Source organism: Streptomyces sp. CRN 30 (assembly GCF_034105845.1).
The window spans coordinates 30352-54738 of sequence record NZ_JAVRHI010000266.1 but is presented as its reverse complement, the minus strand read 5'-3'; the positions used below and the strand labels follow the sequence as shown (position 1 = coordinate 54738).

At 72.9% G+C, this 24387-nt stretch carries 26 protein-coding genes; 18 read left to right on the top strand and 8 right to left on the bottom strand.

Features of this window, described 5'->3' with window-relative positions; all coding sequences use genetic code 11:
* The first annotated feature begins 320 nt into the window (after window positions 1–320).
* From UW392_RS28390 to UW392_RS28355, 8 genes are all read left to right on the top strand, one after another.
* Window positions 321–3179, top strand: coding sequence for a Na+/H+ antiporter subunit A (locus tag UW392_RS28390; protein ID WP_320777975.1), 2859 nt, complete (start codon window positions 321–323; stop codon window positions 3177–3179).
* Complete coding sequence (locus UW392_RS28385; RefSeq protein WP_320777974.1) at window positions 3176–3616, top strand: Na(+)/H(+) antiporter subunit C; 441 nt, start codon at window positions 3176–3178, stop codon at window positions 3614–3616. The genes UW392_RS28390 and UW392_RS28385 overlap by 4 nt, the downstream gene beginning before the upstream one ends.
* Window positions 3613–5145, top strand: coding sequence for a Na+/H+ antiporter subunit D (locus UW392_RS28380; protein ID WP_320777973.1), 1533 nt, complete (start codon window positions 3613–3615; stop codon window positions 5143–5145). The genes UW392_RS28385 and UW392_RS28380 overlap by 4 nt, the downstream gene beginning before the upstream one ends.
* On the top strand, window positions 5142–5756 hold the full coding sequence (locus UW392_RS28375) for a Na+/H+ antiporter subunit E (protein WP_320777972.1): 615 nt from the start codon (window positions 5142–5144) through the stop codon (window positions 5754–5756). The genes UW392_RS28380 and UW392_RS28375 overlap by 4 nt, the downstream gene beginning before the upstream one ends.
* Window positions 5753–6019: a monovalent cation/H+ antiporter complex subunit F gene (locus tag UW392_RS28370; protein ID WP_320777971.1), complete on the top strand. Its 267-nt coding sequence runs from the start codon at window positions 5753–5755 to the stop codon at window positions 6017–6019. The genes UW392_RS28375 and UW392_RS28370 overlap by 4 nt, the downstream gene beginning before the upstream one ends.
* Complete coding sequence (gene mnhG, locus UW392_RS28365) at window positions 6016–6426, top strand: monovalent cation/H(+) antiporter subunit G (RefSeq protein WP_320777970.1); 411 nt, start codon at window positions 6016–6018, stop codon at window positions 6424–6426. Before UW392_RS28370 ends, mnhG begins: the two co-directional genes overlap by 4 nt.
* 561 nt (window positions 6427–6987) lie before the next feature.
* A complete protein-coding gene (locus tag UW392_RS28360; protein ID WP_320777969.1) occupies window positions 6988–7245 on the top strand; it encodes a hypothetical protein in 258 nt (85 codons plus the stop codon).
* Window positions 7242–7622 carry a hypothetical protein gene (locus UW392_RS28355; RefSeq protein WP_320777968.1) on the top strand — a complete coding sequence of 127 codons (381 nt, stop codon included), beginning with the start codon at window positions 7242–7244 and terminating at the stop codon, window positions 7620–7622. Before UW392_RS28360 ends, UW392_RS28355 begins: the two co-directional genes overlap by 4 nt.
* 261 nt (window positions 7623–7883) lie before the next feature.
* Here UW392_RS28355 and UW392_RS28350 read toward each other — a convergent pair whose 3' ends face one another.
* The 5 genes from UW392_RS28350 to UW392_RS28330 all read right to left on the bottom strand — a co-directional run bounded on the left by UW392_RS28350 (window position 7884) and on the right by UW392_RS28330 (window position 15073).
* The gene (locus UW392_RS28350) at window positions 7884–8144 is read right to left on the bottom strand and encodes a hypothetical protein (protein WP_320777967.1); all 261 of its coding nucleotides are present in this window, start codon (window positions 8142–8144) and stop codon (window positions 7884–7886) included.
* A 325-nt stretch (window positions 8145–8469) separates the two neighbouring features.
* Window positions 8470–8850, bottom strand: coding sequence for an STAS domain-containing protein (locus tag UW392_RS28345; RefSeq protein ID WP_320777966.1), 381 nt, complete (start codon window positions 8848–8850; stop codon window positions 8470–8472).
* A 10-nt stretch (window positions 8851–8860) separates the two neighbouring features.
* Window positions 8861–10360: a GAF domain-containing SpoIIE family protein phosphatase gene (locus tag UW392_RS28340; RefSeq protein ID WP_320777965.1), complete on the bottom strand. Its 1500-nt coding sequence runs from the start codon at window positions 10358–10360 to the stop codon at window positions 8861–8863.
* A 133-nt stretch (window positions 10361–10493) separates the two neighbouring features.
* Window positions 10494–10808 carry an STAS domain-containing protein gene (locus UW392_RS28335; RefSeq protein WP_320777964.1) on the bottom strand — a complete coding sequence of 105 codons (315 nt, stop codon included), beginning with the start codon at window positions 10806–10808 and terminating at the stop codon, window positions 10494–10496.
* A complete protein-coding gene (locus UW392_RS28330) occupies window positions 10808–15073 on the bottom strand; it encodes a SpoIIE family protein phosphatase (RefSeq protein WP_320777963.1) in 4266 nt (1421 codons plus the stop codon). Before UW392_RS28330 ends, UW392_RS28335 begins: the two co-directional genes overlap by 1 nt.
* A 428-nt stretch (window positions 15074–15501) precedes the next feature.
* Between UW392_RS28330 and UW392_RS28325 the strand changes: the two genes are divergently transcribed.
* The 3 genes from UW392_RS28325 to UW392_RS28315 all read left to right on the top strand — a co-directional run bounded on the left by UW392_RS28325 (window position 15502) and on the right by UW392_RS28315 (window position 16688).
* Entirely contained in the window at window positions 15502–15864 is a 363-nt protein-coding gene (locus UW392_RS28325) for an STAS domain-containing protein (RefSeq protein ID WP_320777962.1), read from the top strand.
* 412 nt (window positions 15865–16276) lie between these two features.
* Window positions 16277–16456 (top strand): hypothetical protein, encoded by a 180-nt coding sequence (locus tag UW392_RS28320; RefSeq protein ID WP_320777961.1) that lies wholly within the window; start codon window positions 16277–16279, stop codon window positions 16454–16456.
* Entirely contained in the window at window positions 16410–16688 is a 279-nt protein-coding gene (locus UW392_RS28315; protein WP_320777960.1) for a hypothetical protein, read from the top strand. Before UW392_RS28320 ends, UW392_RS28315 begins: the two co-directional genes overlap by 47 nt.
* Before the next feature lie 154 nt (window positions 16689–16842).
* Here the strand turns inward: UW392_RS28315 and wrbA are convergent, their stop codons facing one another.
* A complete protein-coding gene (gene wrbA, locus UW392_RS28310; protein ID WP_320777959.1) occupies window positions 16843–17448 on the bottom strand; it encodes an NAD(P)H:quinone oxidoreductase in 606 nt (201 codons plus the stop codon).
* Window positions 17449–17681: 233 nt separating this feature from the next.
* On the opposite strand from wrbA, the gene UW392_RS28305 reads away from it, so the two are divergent.
* The 6 genes from UW392_RS28305 to UW392_RS28280 all read left to right on the top strand — a co-directional run bounded on the left by UW392_RS28305 (window position 17682) and on the right by UW392_RS28280 (window position 21526).
* Window positions 17682–18083 (top strand): helix-turn-helix transcriptional regulator, encoded by a 402-nt coding sequence (locus UW392_RS28305; protein ID WP_320777958.1) that lies wholly within the window; start codon window positions 17682–17684, stop codon window positions 18081–18083.
* 7 nt (window positions 18084–18090) lie between these two features.
* Complete coding sequence (locus tag UW392_RS67070) at window positions 18091–18306, top strand: TOBE domain-containing protein (RefSeq protein ID WP_414496709.1); 216 nt, start codon at window positions 18091–18093, stop codon at window positions 18304–18306.
* 206 nt (window positions 18307–18512) lie between these two features.
* Window positions 18513–18902, top strand: coding sequence for a cell division protein SepF (locus UW392_RS28295; RefSeq protein WP_320777956.1), 390 nt, complete (start codon window positions 18513–18515; stop codon window positions 18900–18902).
* Window positions 18903–19164: 262 nt separating this feature from the next.
* Window positions 19165–20412 (top strand): ATP-binding protein, encoded by a 1248-nt coding sequence (locus UW392_RS28290; RefSeq protein WP_320777955.1) that lies wholly within the window; start codon window positions 19165–19167, stop codon window positions 20410–20412.
* Between the two features lie 107 nt (window positions 20413–20519).
* Window positions 20520–20918 carry a nucleotide pyrophosphohydrolase gene (locus tag UW392_RS28285; RefSeq protein ID WP_320777954.1) on the top strand — a complete coding sequence of 133 codons (399 nt, stop codon included), beginning with the start codon at window positions 20520–20522 and terminating at the stop codon, window positions 20916–20918.
* A gap of 137 nt (window positions 20919–21055) precedes the next feature.
* The gene (locus tag UW392_RS28280; RefSeq protein ID WP_320777953.1) at window positions 21056–21526 is read left to right on the top strand and encodes a DUF6099 family protein; all 471 of its coding nucleotides are present in this window, start codon (window positions 21056–21058) and stop codon (window positions 21524–21526) included.
* 220 nt (window positions 21527–21746) lie between these two features.
* Here UW392_RS28280 and UW392_RS28275 read toward each other — a convergent pair whose 3' ends face one another.
* A complete protein-coding gene (locus UW392_RS28275) occupies window positions 21747–22622 on the bottom strand; it encodes a PhzF family phenazine biosynthesis protein (protein ID WP_320777952.1) in 876 nt (291 codons plus the stop codon).
* A 145-nt stretch (window positions 22623–22767) separates the two neighbouring features.
* Window positions 22768–23025, bottom strand: a complete 258-nt coding sequence (locus UW392_RS28270; protein WP_320777984.1) for a hypothetical protein — start codon at window positions 23023–23025, stop codon at window positions 22768–22770.
* Between the two features lie 241 nt (window positions 23026–23266).
* On the opposite strand from UW392_RS28270, the gene UW392_RS28265 reads away from it, so the two are divergent.
* The gene (locus tag UW392_RS28265; RefSeq protein ID WP_320777951.1) at window positions 23267–24190 is read left to right on the top strand and encodes an LLM class F420-dependent oxidoreductase; all 924 of its coding nucleotides are present in this window, start codon (window positions 23267–23269) and stop codon (window positions 24188–24190) included.
* Window positions 24191–24387 lie beyond the last annotated feature (197 nt).

The window sequence follows — 24387 nt, the reverse complement described above, 5'->3', positions numbered from 1 at the left end:
CTTCCGCACCGCCTCAGGAGGCGCGACCAACGCAATGGTGTCCTGGTGTGCCGGAATTCTTTCGCCGGAGAGCGACAGGTTGTTGGCCGTGGTGCTCGTTGTCGGAGATCGCTCAGGCTGACGTCCGCAGCCGGGGTGGGTGGACCCGTCTTCCGGCAGCTCGGGCGCCCCGGGCCCGCCCATCGCGATGACGTCCCGTCAGGATTGGCCGCCCCGACACGGGGCACTCAAGATCGTTGACCGGCGTGCGGCCCTGCAGAGTGTGCGGGGCGGGCCGGTCGGATGTCGGCGGGCCGGGGATCTACGAAGGAGTTGGTGCGGTGCTGCTCGTGCTGGCCGCCCATGCGGGGGTCGCGGTGGCCATCCCGTGGTGGCAGCGGAGGCTCGGCCGTGCCGTGTGGGCCCTGGCGGCCGTGGTGCCCCTGGCGACGGTGGTCTGGGCGGCGACGCGGGCACCGCGGGTTATGGACGGCGGGGAGTACCGCACGTCCTTCTCGTGGGTCCCGTCCCTCGGGCTGGCGGTCGACCTGCGGCTCGACGCCCTCTCCCTGCTGATGCTGTGGATCGTCGGCGCGGTCGGGGTGCTGGTCCTCCTCTACTGCCGGTACTACGTCGAGCGGAACGCCGGCCGGCAGGCCGCGCTGCTGCTGGCCTTCGCCGGGGCGATGGTGGGGCTGGTCCTCGCCGACAACCTGTTCGTCCTGTACGTCTTCTGGGAACTGACGACGGTCGCGTCCTTCCTCCTGATCGCGGGCAGCGGGGAGACCGCGGAGAAGCGGCGCGCCGCCCGGCAGGCACTGCTGGTGAACGCGGTCGCCGGGCTGGCCATGCTGCTCGGCTTCATCGTGCTCGGGCAGGCGGCCGGCACGTACCGGATCTCGGAGATCCTCGCCGACCCGCCGCGGGGCGGCGCGCTGCCCGTCGCGGTGGTGCTCGTGCTGATCGGGGCGTTCGCCAAGTCCGCGCAGATGCCGCTGCACGGCTGGCTGCCCGCTGCGATGGCGGCCCCCACGCCGGTCAGCGCCTACCTGCACGCGGCCGCGATGGTCAAGGCCGGCGTCTACCTGGTCGCCCGCCTGGCGCCCGCCCTCGCCGAGGTGGCGCCCTGGCGGCCGATGGTGCTCGCGGTGGGGCTGACCACGATGGTGCTGGCCGCGTGGCGGGCGCTGCGCGCGACCGACCTCAAACTCCTGCTCGCCTACGGCACCGTCAGCGAGCTGGGCCTGCTCATCACCCTGCTGGGGGCCGGCACCCGGACCGCCGCGATCGCCGGGACGGCGATGCTGCTCGCGCACGCGGCGTTCAAGGCGGCGCTCTTCCTGTCCGTGGGCGTCATCGACCACAGCACGGGGACGCGGGACCTCCGCGAACTGTCGGGCCTGGGGCGCCGCATGCCCGCGTTGTGGGCCTTCACCACGCTCGCGGCCGCCTCGATGGCCGGTCTGCCCCCGTTCGTCGGGTTCCTCGGCAAGGAGGCCTACTTCGAGGCGTTCCTGCACGGCACCGAGCTTCCCGTCCACGGACCGCTGACGGCGGTGCTGTGGCTCGGCGCCGCGCTGACCGTGGCCTACGCCGCACGCTTCCTGCACGGGGCCTTCGGGGGACGTCCCGGCGGGGCGGTGGAGCGGGCCGAGCGCCCGGCGCCCGGGTTCGTCGCGCCGGTGGCGGTGCTGGCGGTCGCCGGTCTGGTCCTGGGCGCGGTCTACCCGGTCACCGCGGCGATCACGACCGCCTACGCCGACGTGTACCCGCCGGGGGCGCACGAGCCGTACAAGGTCTCCCTGTGGCACGGCTTCACGCCCGTGCTCGGCATGTCGGCGCTGTCCCTCGCCCTCGGCGTCGGCGTCCACCTGCTGGTGTGGCGGCGCGGCACCCGGTCCGTGCCGCGCCTGCCGGACGTGCAGCGGGTCTTCGACCGCGCCGTGTCCGCCCTGGACCGGTTCGCCGTGGCCGTGACCCGGCGCACGCAGGCCGGCTCGCTCCCGCTCTACCTGACGGTGCTGCTGACGACCGTGGTGCTGGTGCCCGGCACGGCGCTGGTCCTCGACATGCCCTCCCTGGGCTCCCCGGACCTGTGGTGGTCCCCCTACGAGCCCTTCCTGGCCGTGGTGGTGCTGGCGGCGGCCGTCGCCGTGGTCCGCGCCCGGCACCGGCTGACCGGCATACTGCTGAGCGGCGCCGTCGGCTACGCGGTGGCCGGGGTGTTCCTGGCGCGGGGCGCGCCGGACCTGGCGCTCACGCAGTTCCTCGTGGAGACCATGACGCTGGTCGTGGTGGCCCTGGTGCTGCGCCGGATGCCGGCCCGGCTGAGCCCCGGCCGGACGACCACGGCCCGGGCACGCTCGCTGCGGATCGTGGCGGCCTGCGCGGTCGGCGTCCTCGTCACCTGCTTCGCGCTGGCCGCGTCCGCCGCCCGGTCGACCGAGCCGCTGGCCGGGGAGTACACCGAGCGCACGCCCGAGACGGGGGCGTACAACATCGTCAACGCGATCGTGGTCGAGTTCCGCGCGCTCGACACGATGGGCGAGATCTCCGTGCTGATGGTGGCGGCGGTCGGCGTCGTCAGCCTGGTCCGGGTGGGCGGCCGCGGCCGGGACGAGGCCCCGGACGGCGAGACGGGCGACGCCTCCCCCACGGTGCACTGGGACGAGCCGGTACGGACCTGGCTGCCCGGCGCGGGGGAGCGGCCCGGCGGTGAGCGCTCGGTCCTGCTGGAGGTCGCCACCCGGCTGCTGTTCCCCTCGATCCTGGTGTTCTCCCTGTTCCTGCTGTTCTCCGGGCACTACACCCCCGGTGGCGGGTTCTCCGGCGGCCTGGTGGCCGGGCAGGCGTTCGTGCTGCGGTACCTGGTGGGCGGCCGCGCCGATCTCGGGACCGCCGTACGGGTCCCGGCGGGCGCGGTCGCGGGTGCGGGGCTGCTCCTCGCCGCGGTCGTGGCGCTGTCCCCGCTCGCCCTCGGCGGCGCACCGCTGGAGAGCGCGGTGGTGACGCTCCACCCGCCGGTGCTGGGCACGGTGAAGCTCGCCACCAGCCTGTTCTTCGACATCGGCGTCTACCTGCTCGTCGTCGGCGTCACCCTCAAGCTGCTGTCGGCGGTCGGCGTCACCCTCGGCCAGGGCCGGCCCACGGCGGACGGGACCACGACCACGACCGACGAGAGGGAAGGCGGTACGCGATGAACACGATCGACATGACCATGGCCCTCGTGGTGGGCGGCCTGTTCGCGGCCGGCTTCTACCTCATGCTGCAGCGGTCGCTGATGCGGATCGTCCTCGGCTTCATCCTGCTGGGACACGGGACCAACCTGCTCCTCCTGGTCGCCGGAGGCACACCGGGCCGGGCCCCCGTACTGGAGGGGGAGGGGACCGACGGGGGACGCATCGCCGACCCGCTGCCCCAGGCGATGGCGCTCACGGCGATCGTGATCACCTTCGGCCTGACCGCCTTCCTGGTCGCCCTGGCCTACCGGTCCTGGCGCCTGTCCGGCGACGACGAGGTGCGCGACGACGTGGAGGACGGACGCATCGGCACGGTCCGCGCGGACGACGAGGAGGAGCCCGCCACCCGCGGTGCGGAGCGCGGCGCGGACGGCGCGGCGACGGGAGGCGACCGATGACGGCGGTCCTGCCCGCTCTGCCCGTCCTGCTGCCGGCGGCCGGTGCCGGCCTGTCCCTGCTCGGCCTGGGGCGGAGAGCGGTACGCGTCCTGAGCACCGGCTTCCTCGCGGCCGTACTCGCCTGCGGCGTGACCCTCCTGGCGCTCGCCGACCGGCACGGACCGCAGGTCCTGCACGTCGGCGGCTGGCCGGCGCCGCTGGGCATCACGCTCGTGGCCGACCGGCTGTCGGCCCTGCTGCTGACCGTGTCGGCGCTGGTGGCGCTCGCGGTGTTCGTCTTCGCCATGGGCCAGGGCACGGCGGAGGAACGCCACCGCACGGTGGCCGTCTTCCACCCCGCCTACCTGGTGCTCGTCGCGGGCGTGAGCCTGGCGTTCCTCTCGGGCGACCTCTTCAACCTCTTCGTCGCCTTCGAGATGATGCTCGCCGCCTCCTACGTCCTGCTCACCCTGAACGCGGACGAGGCCCGTACCCGCGCGGGAATGACGTACACGATCGTCAGCCTGACCTCCTCCCTGCTGTTCCTCTCCCTGATCGCCCTGGTGTACGCGGCCACCGGCACCGTCACCCTGGCCCAGCTCGGCCCCCAGCTGGCGGAGCTGCCGGACGGCCTCCGCTCGGCGCTCGGCCTGCTGCTCCTGTCCGTGATCGGGATCAAGGCGGCCATCGTGCCGCTGCACTTCTGGCTGCCCGACAGCTATCCCACCGCACCCGCGCCGATCACGGCCGTGTTCGCCGCGCTGCTGACGAAGGTGGCCGTGTACGTGCTGCTCCGCACGCAGACGCTGCTCTTCCCGCGGAACGGTGTGTGGATCCTGCTGGCCTGCGCCGCGATCATCACCATGATCGTGGGCATCCTCGGGGCCCTCGCCCAGGACGACATCAACCGGCTGCTGTCCTTCACCCTCGTCAGCCACATCGGCTTCATGCTGTTCGGGCTCGCGCTCTTCGACAGCCGCGGACTGGCCGGCAGCATCCTCTACGTCGTCCACCACATCATCGTCCAGGCGGCTCTCTTCCTCGCCGCCGGCCTCGCCGTGCGCCGCGCGGGGACGGCCGCACTGCGCCACATGGCGAAACGGCCGGCCCCCGGCCCCCTGGTCGCCGTCCTGTTCGTACTCCCGGCGCTGAGCCTGGCCGGCATCCCGCCGTTCTCCGGCTTCGTGGCCAAGCTGGCCCTGCTGCGGGCCGGTGTCGCCGAGGGCTCGCCGGAGGCCTACGCCCTCGCCGCGGCCGCCCTGCTCACCAGCCTGCTGACGCTGTACGCCATGACCCGCGCGGGGATGGCGGTCTTCATGGCACGACCCCCCGCCCCCGAGAACATCCAGCCGCCGGGGGACCCGGGCAGCCACCGGGACCGGCCGCGCGGGGCCCGGCTCATGCTCGCCGCCGCGGCCGGCATGACGGCGGCCTCGGTCGCGGTCGCCGTGTGCGCGGGCCCGCTCGCCCGCCTCGGCGAACGGGCCGCAGACGACCTGCTGCACCCGCACGCCTACCGGTCCGCCGTGCTGGGGGAGGAGACCCGGTGATCCGACCCGTGCTCCGTCCGAAGCGGATCCGCAGGGGCCTGCGGCACCTGCCGATGGTCGCCTGGCTGTGGCTCCTGTGGGTCCTGCTGTGGGGATCCGCCGGCGCGCTGGTGATGATCGGCGGCCTGCTCGTCGCCGTCGCCGTGGTGCTGGCCTTCCCGCTGCCCGCCGTCCTGCCGGGCGCCGTACCGCGGCCCGTGCCGGCCGCGCGACTCCTCCTCCACCTGCTCACGGACCTCGTCAGGTCGGGCGTCATCGTCGCCCGGCAGGTGCTGCGGCACGGCGGCAGGACCACCGCGGCCGTCATCGAGATCCCCCTGCACGCCGACAGCGACCTGATGGTCACCGCCGTCGCCGAACTCACCTCCGTCTCCTCCGGCACGCTCGTGGTGGAGATCGACCGGCGCCGGTCACGCCTGTACGTGCACGCCCTGCCCATGGCGGACGGGCAGGACATCACCCGACGTCGCGAGGAGGTGCAGGCCCTGGAGCGCCGGATCGCGGAGGTCCTCGGCCGCCGCCTCGGTTCTGACGACGGCAGCGGACCGGACGGACCGGATGGGCCGGATGAGCCGGACGGACGGGACGGACCGGAAGGAAGGAAGCCATGAACATCGTCTTCGCTGTGACCCTCACCCTGATCGCGGCGGCCGGCCTGCTCACCCTGGTGCGCCTGCTGCGCGGCCCGCGCGCCCTCGACCGCATCCTGGCGCTCGACGTGCTCGTGACCCTGGCCATCGCCGCGACCGCCGTGAGCATGACGGTGCGCGACGACACCTCCGCCGTCCCGGTGCTCCTCGTCCTCGCCCTGCTGGCCTTCATCGGGTCGGTGACGGCGGCCCACCTCATCGAGGAGCGGGAAGGCATGCGATGACCGCCGTGCTCGACGTCGTCACCGCCGTCCTGTACCTCACCGGAGCCCTCTTCTGCCTGCTCGGCGCCCTGGGGCTGCTCCGCTTCCCGGACACCGTGAGCCGGCTCCACGCGGCGGCCAAGGCGCAGACCCTCGGCCTGCTGTTCATCCTCGTCGGGACGGCCGTGCAGATGGCACCGAGCTACGCCCCGGTCGTGCTGCTCGTCGCCCTCTTCCAGCTGCTCACCGCCCCGATCACCAGCCAGATCATCGGCCGCACCGCCTACCGCACCCACGGCGTCGAACGCCGCCTGCTGATCCGGGACGAACTCGCGGACCGGCTGGCGGGGGAGGGCGACTCCGGGGGCGGGGATGGCGACGGTGCCGGTCGTGACCGGCCCCCGCGCGGGGAGGATGCCGAACGTTGAGTCCGCTGCCGCGATTCCCCACGAACCCACGGCCGTCAGCCGACTGCCCGTCGGACGGGCGAGCCTCGGCCGACGGCTGATCCTCCAGTCCCCGCCTCACGGTGACGGGCGGATCAACGGGTCGACACTCGCCGTTCGTCTTGCCGCGGCGGGCATCCGGGACCGCAGCCGGACCGTGGCGCAGGAGATGCCTTCCCTCCCGTGCTCGGTGATCAGCCGGTCGTAGATCCGCTTGATGGTGTGCCGCTGCTTACGCGGGCACAACGAGGCCGGCCCGCAAGATGTCGTCGATTGCGTCTTGGAACGGCTTGAGCCGACCGGGCTTTCCTGGGCGGCATCGTCTTGCGGGGTTCGGGCCATGCCGAGGCCAGGGCCTCCCGCACCATCCGCCGGTGGACTCCGTACCCGCGTGCCGGAGCACGGACCGATACGCCCTCCGTCCCGGAGTCCCGTCGTACCTGGGCGTAACGGTCACTGATCGGAGCCTGCGGTCGCCACCTGGACGGGTACGTACCCGTACCCGTACCCGTAGCCTTTCAGGGTTCGATCGAGGAGGCATCCATGTCCGACGCCAACGTTCGTATCCCCGCCGAAGCTCGCGACAGGCTCGCCCGGATAGCTTCCTCCGAAGGCATGTCCCTCCGTGGCTATCTGTCCCATCTTGCCGAAACGCTGCTGACTCCCGAGGAGCGTGAGGCGCGGGCGGAGCAGGCCCGTAACGCCCTGCACGCGTGGAACGGCTACGACCCGAGCGCGGCCGAACAAGCTGATCTCGACTTCGAACTCGATCGTCGTCTGAGTGGGGCGGAAGCACGGTGACCGAAGAGCTTCACATCGTCCTGGACGACACGGCGGTGCTCGCGACCGGGCAAGGCAATGTACTGGCCTCGCGTCTCATCCACCGTGCGCACGCGGAGGCCGGCTGGTTCCTGTACGCCCCGGCCTGTGCCCTGGTGTCGGCGGACCGCATACGGCCGGGCACGGCGGAGCATCTCGCGGCGCTCCCCGGTGTCACCGTGCTCGACCTGGACCTGTCCGCGGCGCTCGCTGTGGCCCGTGACACCTCCTGGGCCCAGGCTCACACGCGGTACGCGGCCGAGCCCACGGCGGAACGACCGGGAGGGGCGGTGGTCGCCACGACCGCGCCCGAGGTCTGGAAGGGGCAGCCGGTGAGGGTTATCGACCTCACCCCCTGAGAGCGCTCCGCGCGCCTACGCGGGCAGCGCGGGGAACACGACCACCGAGCCGTCCTCGTCGCGGGCTGTCTCGACCGCCACGTCGGTCGCGCGGTTGTCGACCGTCACGCCGTCTGCTTTCGAGCCTGGCGGCGACCGGTTCGGTCACCATCGCCATCACCTGCTCGACGATCTGGTCGGCGGCCTCCTTGACGATCCGGCGCACCACCTCCCGCATGGCCGTGATCTGCGCCGCCCCGAGCAGGGCTGACAGGCCGCCGGTCACACCTCCGGCACTTGCTCCAAGTGTGAGGCTCTCACCTGGGCGAAGTGGTCCTGCAGTGCGTCCACCGCCGAGCCCTCGCTGGAGGAGAGCAGACGGTTCACCGCCGCCAGGGCCTCACCCGTGTGATCGTCGAAGGCGTTCGCGAGCTCGCGCATCGCGTCCGCCATCTCGCGGTAGTCGTCCTCGTCGACATTCGGCCGGTTGATTCCGATGAAGTCGAGAATCTCGTCCAGCCAGCCGGGCAGAACGTAGCCCATCCCCCGTCAGACCCCCGTACGGCACTGCTTGGCGCCAGATAGCCGTTCTGACCGATATCACTGTGCGCGAATGTGCACAGTAGTCGACCGGCCTGACAGTGGCACCGGTGGCAACAGTCGGATGGCTGACCGCCTCGAGTCCTCATGTCCCGATGAGGTGTCGGCGAGGGCGGGGTCCCGCGTTCCCCGTCACCGCCACCCGCGCCCGGGACGCTCTCACCGTCACCTGGCACGGCGAGCCGAGCCGGTTCCTGGGTCCGCTGGGGGCAGCCACCACACCCGGTCGAGCTTCACGGCTACGCCACGCCGGCCCGCTCGGGCGTCCTCAGCCAGCGCCCACCCCGGCGCCCGCGTCGCCGCCCAGGTCCGCCAGCGCCTCCTCCAGCGTCGTGTGCACCCGCAGCAGCGCGTCCACGCCGGTGAGGGAGAGCATGCGGGACAGGCGGCCGGGGACGGCGGCGAGGGTGAGGGAGCCGCCCGCCTCCTGGGCCGCGTGCCAGATGCCGATGAGCACGCTGAGGCCGGTGGAGTCGAAGTAGTCGACCTGGGCGAGGTCGAAGATCAGCCGTGGGGTGCCCTGCTCGATGAGCTGCAGTGCGTCCGCGCGCAGGACGGGCGCCGTGTGCAGGTCCACGTCCCCGACTACGGTGGCGACGGCGAGACCCGGACCGGGGTGCTGGACGCTGAGGCGAAGGGTGTCGGTCACGTCGGTGTCATCACTCCTGGCCGTGGTGCTCGGAACGTGCGGTGGTGCGGGCGGTGGCGCTCACACCGGTCTCCGGCGCGGCCTGGGCGCCGGGAACGGACAGGGCCAGCAGGGCGACGTCGTCGCCCGCCTGGTCGGGCAGTGAGGCCAGCAGCGCGATGGCGTCCTCCACCAGGGCCGTGGCGGTCGGGACACCGGTCCGCCGGTGCAGGAAGCCGGTCAGCCCCTCGTCACCGAGCATGGCGCCCTCGGCGGTGCGCGCCTCGATCAGCCCGTCGGTGTAGAGGAACAGGGCTTCGCCCCGGTTCAGGGTAAAGGTGGTCCGGGCGAAGCGGGCCTGCGGGAAGGCACCCACGAGCATGCCGCCCTCGGTCCGTACGGCCCGCGCCGACACCGTGCCGCTGTCGTCGGCCGCGAGGTGGTACGCCGGGGGGTGCCCGCCGGTGGCCAGGGTGATCGTGAAGCCGGCCGTCCCGCGCGGCGCCAGGACCCCGTACACGGTGGTGCAGAAGCGGCTGCCGGCGGTGACGTCGGTGAGCAGCTCCGTGTTGAGGGCGCTCAGGGCGGTCACCGGGTCGGGGTCGATGCGGGCGGCGGCGCGCAGGGTGTGGCGGGCCAGGGCGGTGACGGTCGCCGCCTCGGGGCCCTTGCCGCACACGTCGCCCATGAAGAACGCCCACCGCTCGCCGTCCAGGGGGAAGACGTCGTAGAAGTCGCCGCCCACCTCGTGCGCGGAGGCGGTGCGGTAGTGGCAGGCCAGCTCCAGGCCGGGCACGGCCGGGAGCGCCGGGGGCAGCAGGGTGCGCTGCAGGGTGGAGGCGAACGCGGCGACGGCGGCCCGGTCCTTCTCCGCCCGTTCCCGCGCCTCCCGCTCGGCCTCGGCGCGCGCCCGCTCCAGCGCCACCCGCCGGCTCTCCGCCTCGCGCCGCTCCCGCTCGGCACGGAGGGCGCGCAGCGCGGACAGCCGCGCGTCGAGCTGGTCCATCACGAGGGCGGCCAGGTCGACGAGCGGGGCGGCCTCGTCCTCGGTGACGGCACGCGGCCTCGTGTCGAGGACGTTGACGGTGCCCAGCCGGTGACCGTCGCCGGTGGTGATCGGCGCGGCGGCGTAGAAGCGCACCCCGGGTCCATCGGTGACCAGGGGGTTGTCTGCCGCGACAGGGTCCAGGAGGGTGTCCGGGACGACGACCAGCGTGTCGTCGCACCGGATGGCCGAGTCGCACAGCCCTGCGTCCCGGCCGAGTCCCTCAACGCCCTCCAGGCCGTGTACGGCCAGGAACCGGATGCGGTCGGTGTCGACGAGCGTGACCGAGGCCATGGGAACGTCGAGCAGCCGCGCGGCCAGCGCCGCCACCCGGTCGAACGCGCCGTCCTGCGGGGTGTCGAGGACGTCGTAACGGCGCACCGCCGCGATCCGGTCCCGCTCCGCCCGCTCGTCCGGCACGGGAACCGGCCCCTGCTGCGGGCACGGCCCGGCCGACGGGTCGACCGCCGCTGCGTGTCGGCTCAACGTATCCCCCTGCTCCCTCGCCCGTACCCGCACCGGACCGCCTCGGGCGGCAGACGCCGGAGCGGCCCGCGGGGAACGCGCGTCCGAGGGACGGAGCCCGCCGTCCGTGGCCCCGAACGGGTGGGCAGCCAGGTCATCGACCTGTTCCGGAGCCGCCGCGGCGCAGGCCGTGCACGGTGGCCAGGTCGGCGAGCCCGGAGATGGTCAGCACGGACTCCAGGATGGGCGTGGCGATGAGCTCCAGGCGGTCGGCGTGGGCGAAGAGCACGTTCAGTCCCGCGCTGTCGAGGTATTCCACCTCCGTCAGGTCCAGCACGAGGGGACCGGACAGGCCATCGAGGGCCTCGGTGAGACTGCCGATGTTGCTCATGTCTATCTCGCCGACGGCCGTCAGCAGCTGGGTGCCGTCCGGGCGCCGCCCGGGGGTCAGGGTGAGCTCGGTGGTCATCAGGCGATCCTCGTGTGCATGTCGACGGTGGTGCCGGACGGGCCGGGAACGATGGTGACCTGCTGCATCATGGCCCGCATCAAGGCCACACCACGGCCTCGGTGGGCGTTGAGCTCGGGCTGCGGGTTCTTCCACCGGCCGGTGTCGGCGACGATGAGGTGCAGGTTGTCGGCGAATGCCTCGGCGCGCAGCCGGACCGTCTCGCCGGGGGCGTGCCGATGGCCGTGCTCGATGGCGTTGGCACACGCCTCCCCGGCGGCGACGAGGATGTCCTGCACTTTGTTCGCCGGCAGGTCGCACTGGCCCAGCCAGCTCCGCAGGGCCTTGCGGACGGGCGCCAGCTGGGACGACTCGGCGGGGAAGGTCATGTCCAGCGGGGCCGGGTGGCGGTACAGCAGCAGGGCGACGTCGTCGTCGTACCCGCCGGCGGGCGCGAGCCGGCTCATCACGTACGTGGCGAGCTCGTCGACGGCCTCCATACGGCCCTGCTGCACGGCCTCACTGGCCTGGCTGATGCCCGCGTCGAGCGACCGCCGGCGGCGTTCGACGAGACCGTCGGTGTACAGCAGCAGCGTGGCGCGGGCCGGCAGCGTGCACTGTCCCTCCGGCCGCACCCGGCCGGGGCGTACGGCGAGGGGCAGCGACCGCCCGTCGTCCAACAGCTGGGTGCTGCCGTCGGGGTGGACCATGATGCCCGGCGGGTGCCCGGCACTGGAGTAGGTCAGGTCCCCCGTCTCGGGGTTGAGGACACCGCAGAAGACCGTGGTGCACATCGCGCCGGGGATGCCGGCGGCGAAGTGGTCCAGGGCCATCAGCGTCTGCGAGGGGCTAGCGTCCTGCAGCAGGAGGGCCCGGCAGGCACTGCGCAGCTGCCCCATCACGGTGGCCGCCTCCAGACCGCGGCCGACGCAGTCGCCGACGACGATGCCGATCCGGCCGTCGGGCAGGGACACCGTGTCGTACCAGTCGCCGCCGACCTCCAGGGGACGGGTGGCGGGCTCGTACCGCACGGCGAAGCCGTCGGGCAGCCGGGACGGGCCGAGTATGGCGCGCTGCAGCGCGATCGCGGTCTCCCGCTGCTGGTCGATCTGGTGCGCCCGGACCAGTCCCTGCGCGAGGTGACCGGCCAGCAGCGACAGCAGCAGCTGGTCCTCGTCGGTGAAGGGCCGGTGCTCGCCCAGGTCGATCCAGAGGACCAGCGGCCCGTCCGGGTGCTCCAGCAGCACCCCGGCGCCGGTGGCGTCGGCGACCGGGGTGAGGGAGGGCCGGTCGCGCAGGTCCGCGAGGGCCGCGCGCTGCCCGGCGGACAGGTCCTCCCAGCGGCCGTCGGCGTCGGTGGAGGTCAGCTTCGGTGTGTCGCCCCCGTCGAAGACGGCGGCGACGACCGAGCGGGCGTGCCACAGGCTCTTCAGCTCGCCCAGCGCCCCGGACAGCGCCCCCGACAGGCTGGTGGCCTGGGACAGGGACGTGCTGAGCGCGGCCCGCGCGGTCTCCCGCTGGACGGCGTAGTGCTCGGCGGTGACGTCGCGGAAGGTGCCCACGGTGACGCGACGGCCGGTGACGGGATCCTGGGCGTCGTTGAAGGTGGCCGTCACCCATACCCGGTGCCCGTCCTGGTGGGTGACCGGAATGGTGTACGAGCCCTTGGGCCGGTCGAGGAGCAGCGAGAAGGCCTCACCGACCTGCCGGTACGCCTCGGCGTCGCTCTCGGGGTCCGGCCACCAGGGGTGGACCGGCGCGTAGGGCAGGCCCTCCGGACCGTAGCCGAGGGTGTCGCTGAACGCCGCGTTGATCTCGATCACGGCGCCGTCCTCGTCGCAGACGAAGAACGCCTCCTGCAGGGAGTCGATCAGCGCGGTCCGCCAGCGGGCGTGGTGGGTGCGCAGCCGGGCCAGCTCGACGTTGGCGCGGACCCGGGCGAGGAGCTCGGCGGCGGCGAACGGCTTGACGAGGTAGTCGTCGGCCCCGGCCTGCAGGCCCTCGATGGAGGCCTCCTGCCCGGCGCGGGCCGACAGCAGCAGGACGGGCACGGAGGCGGTGCGCGGGTCGTTGCGCAGGGTCGTGACCAGCTGCAGCCCGTCCAGCCGCGGCATCATCACGTCGCTCACGACCATGTCAGGCGGGTCCCGGCGGACGGCCTGCAGGGCTTCCACGCCGTCGTTGACCGCGGTGACCTCGTAACCGGCGCCCGCGAGGATGCGGACGAGGTACTCGCGCATGTCGGTGTTGTCGTCGGCCACCAGCACCCTCGCCTGGACCGCCGGCCCGGGGGTCCGGAAGGCGGAGTCGAGGCCGGTGTCCGCCGGCCCGGAGGCGGGCGGGACGGAGGCGTCCGGGGTCGAGGTGCCCGGGGCGGAGGCGGGTGGGGTGGGGGCGGCCGGGCCGGCCGCCCCGGTGCCCGCGGCCGGCGCGTCGGCCGTGTGCTCGTCGGGCAGCCAGCGCAGGGCCTCCTGCACGTAGGGCTCGGCGGTGGAGGACGCGGTGGTGCCCGCCGCGGACACCACCGACTCGGCGGGCAGGTGGGCGTTGCCGAAGGGCAGCCGCACGGTGAAGGAGGTGCCCTCGTCCTCGACGCTGGCGGCGGTGATGGTGCCGCCGTGCAGGCCGACCAGCTCCCGCACCAGGGCCAGTCCTATCCCGCTGCCCTCGTTCGAGCGGGAGCGGGCGTGCTCGATGCGGTGGAACCGTTCGAACAGCCGGGGGATCTCCGCCTCGGGCACGCCGATGCCGGTGTCGGCCACGGTGACCACCGCGTGACCGTCCTCGGCGCCCACCGTGACCCGGATCTCCCCGTCGAAGGTGAACTTCAGCGCGTTGCTGAGGAGGTTGAGCATCACCTTCTCCCACATGCCGCGGTCGAGGTACACCGGCTCGTCCAGCGGCGGGCAGTCGACGTGGAAGGCGAGCCCGGCCCGGTCGATCGCGGAACGGAAGACGCTGGCCAGTTCGGCGGTGACGGCGGACAGGTCGACCGGCTCGTAGCCGGCCTGCATACGGCCCGCCTCGATGCGGGAGAAGTCCAGGAGCGTGTTGACCAGCTTGCCCAGCCGCAGGCCGTTGCGGTGGACGAGCTCCAGTTCCTGCCGCACCCGCGCGTCCGCTCCGGCGAGCTGGGTGCGCAGCTCCTCCACCGGTCCCATGATCAGGGTCAGCGGGGTACGGAACTCATGGCTGATGTTGGAGAAGAACGTGGTCTTGGCCCGGTCCAGCTCGGCCAGTTCCTCCGCCCGGCGCTGCTGCGCCTGGTAGGAGCGGGCGCTGCCGATGCCGGACGCGATGTGCCCGGCCGTCAGCTCGACGAAGCCGCGGTAGCCCTGGTCCAGCGCGCGGTAACGATTCAGCCCGGCCACCAGGAAGCCGTACGGGGCGCTGCCCTGCTGGAGCAGCGGCACCACGAGCGCCTGCGCGGGCGGCTCGGTCCAGTCGCCGTGCGGCAGCTCGCCGTAGGGGTCGGCGGTGAGCTGCACGACCGTCGCCTCGCCGCGCGCCAGGGCCGCCGCCGGCCACACCCCGTCGGGCACGTCGGCCGGTACGAGCGCCGGGGCGGCCGGGTGTCCGGCCGGCATGCCGGTCGTGCCGACCAGCCGGGCGGTGCCGCCGTCGGCGTCGTCGAAGAGGTAGGTCAGCGTGAAGGGCAGGTCCCGCCGGTTCCGGGCGAGCTGCCGGTCGGCGAAGGACAGCACCTCCTGCTCGGTACGGACCACGCTGGGGTCGGAGCCCAGGTCCCGCAGGGTGGCCATCCGGCGCTCGCCGATGACCCGCTCGGTCTCCTCGCTGACCACGCACAGCATGCCGACCACGGCGCCTGCGTCGTCCCACAGCGGGCTGTAGGAGAACGTGTGGTAGCTCTCCTCCGGGTAGCCGGACCGCTCCACGAACAGCAGCAGGCCCTCGTCCCACGTGGCCTCCTCGGTGCTGAGCACCGTGTCGATCCGGGGGCCGATGTCGCCCCAGATCTCCGCCCACACCTCGCTCGCCGGCCGGCCCAGCGCCCACGGGTACTTGCGGCCCAGCGTGTCGCGGCGGTAGGCGGCGTTGCAGAAGAAGGTCAGCTCGGGCCCGTACGCCATCCACATGGGGAACCGTGAGGAGAGCAGGATGCTCACGGCCGTCTGCAGACTCTGCGGCCACTCCTCCGGCGGGCCGAGCGGGGTGGCCGCCCAGTCCACCTCGGCAAGATCCCGGCCGACCTCCCGGTCCGCGTCGAACACGCCGCCCCCGACTGCCGCAGGCAGCTCGTGCTCAGCGTCGTCAGATCGTGCCACGCCACACCCTTCCGATCATGCCGGCCCAGCCCTCGGGCCCTCACCCGTGCCGATCACGCACGTCGGCAGCGCGGCAGGGGGGCGTCGGCAGGCCGTGGGGCGAGCCGAGTGCGTTCCTGCGGAGGACGGGGCTCCCCCGAGTCCCGGTGCTGCTCTATGCGAGCTGTTGCGACTTCGTAGGATAAGCCAATCACCGGGGAACCCTGCAGGCAGGGCATGAGGACAGGGTCGCACGGTGAGGCAGTCGTGCGGCACGCGAAACCGTGGTCCGGGGACCTCGCCCGGAGCCCACGTCCGGGGCCGTGGGACGGGGGCCGTGGGACAGGGGCGGCGGACCGAGATGGCGGGCGCGGTGCCCGGCATGTTCTGCTTCGTACTGGACCACACCAACAGCACACACGCCGCACACCCGCAGCACAGGAGACACGGTGACCGACATAGAGGGCACTCTGGCCATCACCCGACAGCACCACCCCGCGGGGCCCGTCGTGCTGCACGTGGCCGGGGAGCTGGACCACTACACCGCCCCCAGCCTCACCCAGGCCGTCGGAGAGGTCCCCTTCGGTCCGGACACGGACTTCGTCTTCGACCTGTCGGGCCTGGAGTACTGCGACTCCACGGGCCTGACCGTCATCATCACCGCGTTCCAGCGCGCCGAGTCCGCGGGCTCGTCCTTCTCGGTCGCGGGGCTGGGTCCCGCGATGGACAGGGTGTTCCGGGTGGTGGGGCTGGACCAGGTGTTCACGTTGTACGCGAGCACCGAGGACGCGGTCGACGCGCTGAAGGGGTGAGCGACCGCCCGGCTCGTCTTTCGAATGCGCTGTGCAGGAGTGGTCTCAGGAATCTGGCCCGACCCCTTGTGCGGCGGCGTCGAAGGTAGTCTCCCCGCGCGCGGGAGTGCGCTCTCCCGTTATGAGGATCAGCGGGACGGGGCGCAGAGCGACGCATGTCCGACGACTTCTTCGTCGACACGCAAGAACTGGCGAAATTGGCGCATGCGTTCGATACGCGAGCGTACGACTTGACCAGTGCGGTCAAGAGCTTCGGGGGCAAGACGGGGGCGGAGCAGATCAACGACGGATTCGGGTTCTTGACCGAGTCCGAAGAAGTCACGTCGGCCTCTACCGAACTGGCCGCGGAGACGGCTGGCTCGCTCGGAGCATCGGCTCGGGACTTCGGGGTGAGGGCGCCGAGGCCTTCCGTGTGCACTGGGAGAAGACGGGTGCGGTGGTCGACGAGACCGTGCCGCTCTTCGAGCAGGCGGCGAAGGGCCCGGAGGGGGCGGCCGACGATATCGAGGACATCAACGACGCGATCCAAGGTGGGCGAGCAGGTCATGGACGCGAGGCGCACGGTTCCGGCCCGTCCGGATCCGGAGCGTGAGGCGCGGACGCTGGACCTCGGGGCGGGCTGGCTGGCGACCGCGTCCGTGCCGGTGGTCGTGGGATGGCTACTGGCGCTCGGCTGCCTGGCCGCCCTGCTGCTGGTGCAGGATGACGGTGCCTGGCGGCTGTGGACGGTCGCGACCGGTGCGCTGGCTCCTGCCGTCGGCCACATCATGCGGGGGACGGCGAGTACGGACGACGGTGATGGTGACGGCGCCCGGACGAATTGAGACGACGCAACTGCCGGCGCTCATCGGCACGTACCTGTGAGTAGGCGCGCATGCTGATGGGACCGGGCGGCTCCGCCACTCGAGTACATGAGCCAGGTCGACCACCCTGTGTCGTCGGGACGTTGAACGAGGCCTTCCCACGGCACGGCGCGCCTCAGCCCTGCCGCAACCGCTCCGCGATGTCCGCCAGGTGGCGCCCCTGGTAGCGGGCCGCCTCCAGGGTGGGGGCGTCCGGGCCCTCTCCGCCGCCGCTGGGCCAGCTGGTGCCGTACGGGTTGCCGCCGGCCGCGTAGAGGAGCGGGTCGGTGTAGCCGGGCGGGACGATGACGCAGCCCCAGTGGTAGAAGACGTTGTTCAGGGACAGGAGCGTGGACTCCTGGCCGCCGTGGCGGTTCATGGCGGAGGTGAAGCTCGTCGCGGGCTTGCCGGCGAACACGCCCGCCTGCCAAAGACCGCCGGTGAGGTCGATGTACTGCTTGAGCTGCGAGCTCACGTTGCCGAACCGGGTCGGGGTGCCGAAGGCGTACGCGGTCGCCCACTCCAGGTCCTCCAGGGTGGCCTCGGGCACCTGGTCCTTGGTGGCGTCCACGTGTGCGCGCCAGGCCGGGTTGGCGTCGACGGCGGAGTCGGGCGCCAGTTCGGGCACCCGGCGGAGCCGGACCTCGGCGTCGCGGGCGGCGGCGCCGGCCGCGACGGCCTCGGCCAGCTGGTGGACGTTGCCGGTGGCGCTGTAGTAGATCACGGCGACGCGAACGCTCATGGGGTACTCCCAGCCTCGGTGACAGGTGGCGTGCGGCAAGTCGCACGCGGCCAGCGGCATGCGACCCCCCACTCTTGCCTGGAAGCGGCCGGTCCTGTCGTGTCACACGGCCGCACGGTCGCACCGCCTCCCCCGGAGGCAGCAACGTCCGACCGCCACCGCCACCGCCACCGCAATCGTCGGCGGCCCGGTCGATCCGGTGGGTCCGGGATCATCGTTCTATTCTTCCGCACATGCAGTCCTACACAATCGGCCAGGCGGCGCGCTTGCTGGGCGTCAGCCCGGACACCGCTCGACGCTGGGCGGACGCCGGGCGGATCGCGACCCACCGGGACGAGGGCGGGCGCCGCCTCATCGCGGGACGGGACCTCGCGGCCTTCTCCGTGGAGCTCGCGCAGGGCGGGTCCGGCGGTGCGGGCGAGGAGGAGCCGTACACCTCGGTCCGCAACGCGTTCCCCGGCATCGTCACGGCCATCAAGCTCGGCGACGTCGCCGCCCAGGTCGAGATCCAGGCCGGCCCGCACCGGCTGGTCTCCCTGCTGACCCGGGAGGCCGTCGAGGAGCTGGGTCTGGAGGTCGGCATGCAGGCCACCGCCCGCGTGAAGTCGACCAACGTGCACATCGACCGCACCTGAAGCGGCCATCGTCCCCGGAAGCGGTGTCCGTGCCGGCTCCCGTGCGCGGAAGCGACCCGGGGGGAACCCACGCAACACAGGGCCAGGTACGGTGAGGGAGATCACCTCGTCCGGCCGTCGGCCGCACGTGTTGATCTCCTGCGGCCGGGTACCGGACCTGATCGCGGAGATCATCCCGCACGCGGCGGCCGAACTGGACCTCACCGACGGCACCGCCGTGTGAACCATTGTCTGGGTGACCGATACGACCCTCGTGGCGCTGTGACCGGCCGGCCGACGGGCCGCTACCGGTTGCACGCACGCGGGGGTGGGTTCCGGCCGTTGTGCCGAATGGGGGCGTAGCGGTCCGTGTCGTTGTTCGGCCGAACGGGTGACCTTGCGTAAGAATTGGCTGGTGCAGACTTTCAGTGCGACCCAGGGGGAGGGCCGGTGAACAGCCACGATGTCACCGACGAACAGTGGGAAGGGCTCGCCCAGGTCGTGCCGCTGCGGGGCCGGGACGCATGGCCGTCCGCAGTCGGTCACCGCTCGATCCCTGACGCCGAGACCGAGTCGCGGCGCCGTTTCGTCGTCCTGCGGGTGAACGTGTTCGCCGACGCCCGCGACGTCGCCGAGACCCTGATGGCCGGGATACCGGTGCTGCTGGATCTCACGGGTGCCGAGGGCGAGGTCGCCAAACGGGTGCTGGACTTCAGTACGGGCGTCGTCTTCGGACTGGGCAGCGGGATGCATCGCGTCGACCGGAATGTGTTCCTGCTCACTCCGCCCGGCACCGAGGTGCGGGGGCTGATGGAGGGGGCCGGGGTTCCCGGTCTGTGACGGCTGTGACGGCTGTGACGGCTGTGGCGACCTGGTGTGACGGCATGACGATGTGACGGCGTGACAGTGCGCGGAAGCGGTGTGCGGGCAGGTGCGCGGCGTGGAGCGTGTCGGATGCGCCGGTGGATCGACGGGGCCTGACGCCCGGGGCCTTGGGGCGCCGGGCCACGCGCCTACCCGCCGCCCTGGGCCGTCCCTCGATCGTGCGAAGGGCATGAGGGTGGAACGGTTCGCCCGGCCGACCGGCACCTACCGTCCGCCCATGACCGCCTCGCCCGTCCCCTCCGTGCCGCCCGTCCCCTCCGTGCCGCCCGTCTCCTTCCCGTCCACGCCCCGTCCCCGTACGGAAACCGCACCCGACCCGGTGGCACCGGCCGGGGCGGCGCGTCCCGACCGGCCCGGCCTCACCGAGCTGCGGCTGTCCGCCTTCGCCGGGCACCGCGGCGCGGTCCTGCCATTGGGACCGCTGACCTTCCTCGCCGGACGCAGCGGCAGCGGCAAGTCCACCGCGCTGCGGGCCGTCGAGGCGCTGGCCCGGCTCGGCGGCGGGGCCGCGCTGCGCGAGGTGTTCCCGGAGCCGGCCGCGTGCGTGCCCGAACGGGCCCGGCCCGACGCCCAGCGGCGGCGCGGCTTCCGCATCGGCTGTACGGCCGACGGCCCGGAGGGTCCCGTACGGCTCGACGTGGCCGTCCAGGCCGAGCCCGACCTGCGCGTCGTCGGCGAGCGGCTGACCGGGGGCGGACGGATCCTGCTGGAGACGGCCCTGCGTGACCCCGGCCGCCCCGTCGTCCAGGCGGCCTGGCACACCGCGGGATCGTCGCCCGTCACCCGCGGTCCCCTCCCCGACGACCTGCTCGGTACGGCCCTGCTGCCGCTGCGCGTGGCGGGCCGGACCGACGGCCAGCGCCGGGTGCTCGCCGCGGCCGAGCAGATGGTGGTCGCCCTGCGGTCCGTCTTCCCGTGCGATCCGCGGCCTGGGACGATGCGCGCCCCGGTGCCGCTCCGCGCGGGCCGGCTGCTGCGTGGCTGCGACAACCTCGCCGAGGTGCTGTTGCGTACGCGCACGGAGTGCGCCCGGCGGCACGCGCGGCTCGTGGAGGCGGTGCACGCCGGGTGCGCGGGCCGGGTGGCGGACGTGTCGGCGGAGGTACTGGGCGACGGTACGGTACGGGCGCTGCTGGACCGGGGCGACGGCACGCGGACCCCGCTGGCGCTGCTCGGCGACGGCGAACTGCGGTACCTGGCGCTCGCCCTGGTGCTGATGACCGGGCCCGGGGTGCTGGAGGTGGACCCGGTGGGCGAGGTGCCCGCGGCCCTCCAGGGGCTGACCGTCCTGGCCGACGGTTTCGACCGCGCCCTGGACGCCCGGCAGACCGGCGAACTGGTCCGGCTGGCGGCCCGGGTGGGCGAGCGCGGGCACATCCGGCTGGTGGGGGCGGTGAGCGACGTCGCCGCGGCCGCCGAGGTGCGTGGGGTGCAGGGGGCGGCCGTGGTGGACCTGGACGGCTGACGGGCCGCCGGACGGGCCGTCTCCGGCCGGGTGGTACATCTGGACCCCGGACGGACCCCGTGACGGACCCCGTGACGGAACCTGTGATGAACCCTGTGGTGGAACCTGTGACTGAACTGGACCTGGCGGCCCTGCAGCGGCGGCTCGCGGACTTCGCGGCGGCCCGCGACTGGCAGCGGTACCACACCCCCAAGAACCTCGTCGCCGCGCTGAGCGTCGAGGCGTCCGAACTCGTCGAGATCTTCCAGTGGCTGACCCCGGAGGAGTCGGCGCGCGTGATGGACGACGGGGAGACGGCCCACCGCGTACGGGACGAAGTCGCCGACGTGCTGGCGTACTTGCTCCAGCTGTGCGAGGTGCTCGGCGTCGACGCGCTGGCGGCCCTGGACGCCAAGATCGACCGTAACGAGCGGAGGTTCCCGGCGGGCGCCCAGAGCGGAATGGTCAATTCCGGTGAGCGAACGGAAGGAGCCCCGCCTCCAGTTCGTCACTCTACGGAGTCATGAAGTTGTCCACGGTCAACTCGTTGTCCACAGATTTCGGTCTTCCCCTGGCTATTCGTCCCACCTGCCTTCACTCTGGGTAGTGGTAGCGGAGTTCGGACGGACGTGCGAAGAGTGCGTCGGACAGACGGGGACAGCGCATGGACGCGGTGCGGCTCATCGTGGCGAGCAGGCGTGCCCTGGCGGGAAGCGGAGAACAGCGCGACGTCATGACGGAGGCCTGGCAGGCCCAGGCCCTGGCCCAGGCGATAGGCAGCCGCCTGGCGGTGTCGGGACCTCCCGAACTGCGGGGCGAGGCCCTCGGACTGACCGAGTTGTCGGGCAGAGGATGCGGGGTCCTCGACACCCCGACGCTGACGGTCGACGACCTGCGCGCCGCCCAGCTCACCGAGTTGGGGGACGCCCGCCAGGCGCTGCTCTGCCTCGGCGGCCTCCTCGGCGAGGTCGGCATAGCGCTCGTCGGCACGGCCTGCGCGGCGGCCGACGAGGCGACCTACTGGCAGTGCATGGAGGCCATCGACGCGGCCGACGAGGCGCGGGACCGGGTGCTGGAGATGCTGCGCCGCCTGGCGGCCAGGGACCAGGCGCTGCCCGAGCGGGAGGCGGGGTGACGCAACAGGCCCTAGGGCGCTTCTGACGGATCTCCGCGGCGTCGCGACGCCCGGCACGCTCCCCCAAGCTCTTCGAGCAGGGGGACCCCCACTCACCGCACGGCACGAAGGGCCGGGTGGCTCCGCCACATGACCCTCCGCGCCGCACTCCCCCAGAGGGGGCACCCCAGCGCACGCACCGAACGCCGCTCCTCCTCCCACGGAATCCGTCAGAAGCGCCCTAGGCGGTGATCACGGTGGCCGTCCCGGAGACCGTGATGCCGCCCTCGGCCGGGACGGCCACGCGCAGCAGGCTGGGGTGTCCCACGTGCCGGCCCTGGTGGATCGTGAGGGTGCCGGGCACCGGCAGCAGTCCGGTGTCGCGGAGGTAGGCGCCGACGGACGCGGCCGCCGACCCCGTGGCCGGATCCTCGGTGATCGTGCCGACCGGGAAGAGGTTCCGTGCCTCGAACTCCTGCTCGCCGAGCGGCTTCAGCACGGTGACCGTGCCCATCCACCGCTGCTCGTCCATCAGCGTGCGCAGGACGTCCGGAGCGAAGGTGAACCCGTCGAAGGTGTCCTGGTCGGCGAGGACGAGGACCGGGTGGGTGTTGCCGGCGAAGGCCAGCCGGGGCGGGTGGACGGGATCGAAGTCGTCGTACGTGAGCCCGAGGATGTCCAGGAGCCGTGCGAGGACGTCCGTCCCGATCGGTTCCACCCGGGGCGGCACGCTCGTGAACGACGCGACCACCTCACCGCCGGTCCGGGTGAGGTCGATGCGTACGTCCCCGGCGGGCGTCTCGAACACGAAGGCGTCGGCCTCGGTCCGCCGGGCCAGCGCCACGGCCGTCGCCACGGTGGCGTGCCCGCAGAACGGGACCTCGGCGGTGGGCGAGAAGTACCGCATGCCCACGTGCCGGGGCCGGCCGTCGTCCGGGGGCCCTACGACGAACGCGGTCTCGGCGTATCCCACCTCCGCCGCGACGGCCTGCATCTCGGCGTCGGACATGCCGCGCGCGTCCAGGACGACGCCGGCGGGATTGCCCCCGGTGGGCTCGCCCCCGTCGGAGGTCGCGGGGAAGGCCGCCAGCCGGAGCACGGAACGAAGGTCAACCATGCTCATGACGCTACTCCCGGCGGGGCGCAGCCCTCAGCCCGGCCCGCGATACTGCCCCGCCCCACAGAAAACGCCCGGCTGCTCGGCCGGGCGCGGTGCCTGATGGCGGGGACGGGAACGGGAACGGGAAGGGGGCCGGACGTCCTCAATCGGTGCCGGTACCGGTGCCGTTCCCGTTCGCCAGGATGTCCGCCGATGTGCCTGCCGGCATCCTCGGCAGGGTGTCCGCCGGGGCGGGCCGGGTGGCGGAGGAGGTGGAGAGGTCCGCGCCGAGCTGGGTGAGGTCGGCGTTGAGGGCCGCCATCAGCTCCTCCATCTGCTGCAGCAGCCCTCTGGGCTGCGCGGTACCGGTCTGTTGCGGCACGGCTGCGGCTCCGGCTGTGGCTCCGGCTTCCTGGGACATCACGGCCTCCTGAGGCCCCCGGCCCCGGGAGCGGGGCCGGTCGGCGAACGTCCCGGCAGCGGCCGCCGGTGACGGGTGCCGGGCGGTCCGGCTCCGCCCACGCCAACGAGGACCGTTCGGCCGGGTCACTGGCCCCGGACTCGGCGAGGGCCCCGGTTGACGCGTTTTCACCCGACCGGGGTGGGGGTGACCTGGTGACACCGGTTACGTCGGTCCGTCCGCGAGCGTGCAGGATGGGGGCATGGATCTTCGCATCTTCACCGAACCCCAGCAGGGCGCCACCTACGAGACCCTCCTCACCGTCGCCAAGGCCACCGAGGACCTGGGCTTCGACGCCTTCTTCCGCTCGGACCACTACCTGCGCATGGGATCGGCGGACGGCCTGCCCGGCCCCACCGACGCGTGGATCACCCTCGCCGGACTCGCCCGTGAGACCAAGCGCATCCGGCTCGGCACGCTGATGACCGCCGGTACCTTCCGGCTGCCCGGCGTCCTCGCCATCCAGGTCGCGCAGGTGGACCAGATGTCCGGCGGCCGCGTGGAGCTGGGCCTGGGCGCGGGCTGGTTCGAGGAGGAGCACAAGGCGTACGGCATCCCGTTCCCGAAGGAGAAGTTCGGGCGCCTGGAGGAGCAGCTGGCCATCGTGACCGGCCTGTGGGCGACGGAGGTCGGCCAGACCTTCAGCCACGACGGCACCCACTACCAGCTGACCGACTCGCCCGCGCTGCCCAAGCCCGCGCAGGCCAAGGTGCCCGTGCTGATCGGCGGCCACGGTGCCAAGCGCACCCCGGCGCTCGCCGCGCGCTACGCGGACGAGTTCAACATCCCGTTCGCCTCGATCGAGGACAGCGAGCGGCAGTTCCAGCGGGTGCGCGCGGCCGCCGAGGAGGCCGGGCGCAAGGGTGACGACCTGGTGTACTCGAACGCGCTCGTCGCCTGCGTGGGCAAGGACGACGCCGAGGTGGCCCGCCGCGCCGCCGCGATCGGCCGCGAGGTCGACGAGCTGAAGGCCAACGGCCTGGCCGGCTCCCCGGCCGAGGTCGTCGACAAGATCGGCCAGTACGCCGGCATCGGCGCCCAGCGCATCTACTTCCAGATCCTCGACCTCGACGACCTGGACCACCTGGAGCTGATCTCCTCCCAGGTGCAGTCGCAGCTCCGGTAGGTCCGCCACCTGCTCCCAGCGCACCCGGCCACTCGGCCACTCGGCCACTCGGCCACCAGGCCGCGCGACCGCGTGACCGCGCGCGAATAAACAAAGGCGCCGGTCGGGCGGCCTGTGGGAGGGTGACCGGAGTCGTCCTGCCGCGCCCCCAGGATCACCTCCTGGGGGCGTTCGTGCGTACGGCGACCCCCCTGGAC

What these genes read in the sequence shown, in the direction of transcription:
- UW392_RS28385 (WP_320777974.1), top strand. Translation starts at nt 3,176, where the DNA reads ATGAACACGATCGACATGACCATGGCCCTCGTGGTGGGCGGCCTGTTC.
- UW392_RS28380 (WP_320777973.1), top strand. Translation starts at nt 3,613, where the DNA reads ATGACGGCGGTCCTGCCCGCTCTGCCCGTCCTGCTGCCGGCGGCCGGT.
- UW392_RS28370 (WP_320777971.1), top strand. Translation starts at nt 5,753, where the DNA reads ATGAACATCGTCTTCGCTGTGACCCTCACCCTGATCGCGGCGGCCGGC.
- mnhG (WP_320777970.1), top strand. Translation starts at nt 6,016, where the DNA reads ATGACCGCCGTGCTCGACGTCGTCACCGCCGTCCTGTACCTCACCGGA.
- UW392_RS28360 (WP_320777969.1), top strand. Translation starts at nt 6,988, where the DNA reads ATGTCCGACGCCAACGTTCGTATCCCCGCCGAAGCTCGCGACAGGCTC.
- UW392_RS28350 (WP_320777967.1), bottom strand. Translation starts at nt 8,144, where the DNA reads ATGGGCTACGTTCTGCCCGGCTGGCTGGACGAGATTCTCGACTTCATC.
- UW392_RS28335 (WP_320777964.1), bottom strand. Translation starts at nt 10,808, where the DNA reads ATGACCACCGAGCTCACCCTGACCCCCGGGCGGCGCCCGGACGGCACC.
- UW392_RS28315 (WP_320777960.1), top strand. Translation starts at nt 16,410, where the DNA reads ATGGACGCGAGGCGCACGGTTCCGGCCCGTCCGGATCCGGAGCGTGAG.
- wrbA (WP_320777959.1), bottom strand. Translation starts at nt 17,448, where the DNA reads ATGAGCGTTCGCGTCGCCGTGATCTACTACAGCGCCACCGGCAACGTC.
- UW392_RS28305 (WP_320777958.1), top strand. Translation starts at nt 17,682, where the DNA reads ATGCAGTCCTACACAATCGGCCAGGCGGCGCGCTTGCTGGGCGTCAGC.
- UW392_RS28290 (WP_320777955.1), top strand. Translation starts at nt 19,165, where the DNA reads ATGACCGCCTCGCCCGTCCCCTCCGTGCCGCCCGTCCCCTCCGTGCCG.
- UW392_RS28280 (WP_320777953.1), top strand. Translation starts at nt 21,056, where the DNA reads ATGGACGCGGTGCGGCTCATCGTGGCGAGCAGGCGTGCCCTGGCGGGA.
- UW392_RS28275 (WP_320777952.1), bottom strand. Translation starts at nt 22,622, where the DNA reads ATGGTTGACCTTCGTTCCGTGCTCCGGCTGGCGGCCTTCCCCGCGACC.
- UW392_RS28270 (WP_320777984.1), bottom strand. Translation starts at nt 23,025, where the DNA reads ATGTCCCAGGAAGCCGGAGCCACAGCCGGAGCCGCAGCCGTGCCGCAA.
- UW392_RS28265 (WP_320777951.1), top strand. Translation starts at nt 23,267, where the DNA reads ATGGATCTTCGCATCTTCACCGAACCCCAGCAGGGCGCCACCTACGAG.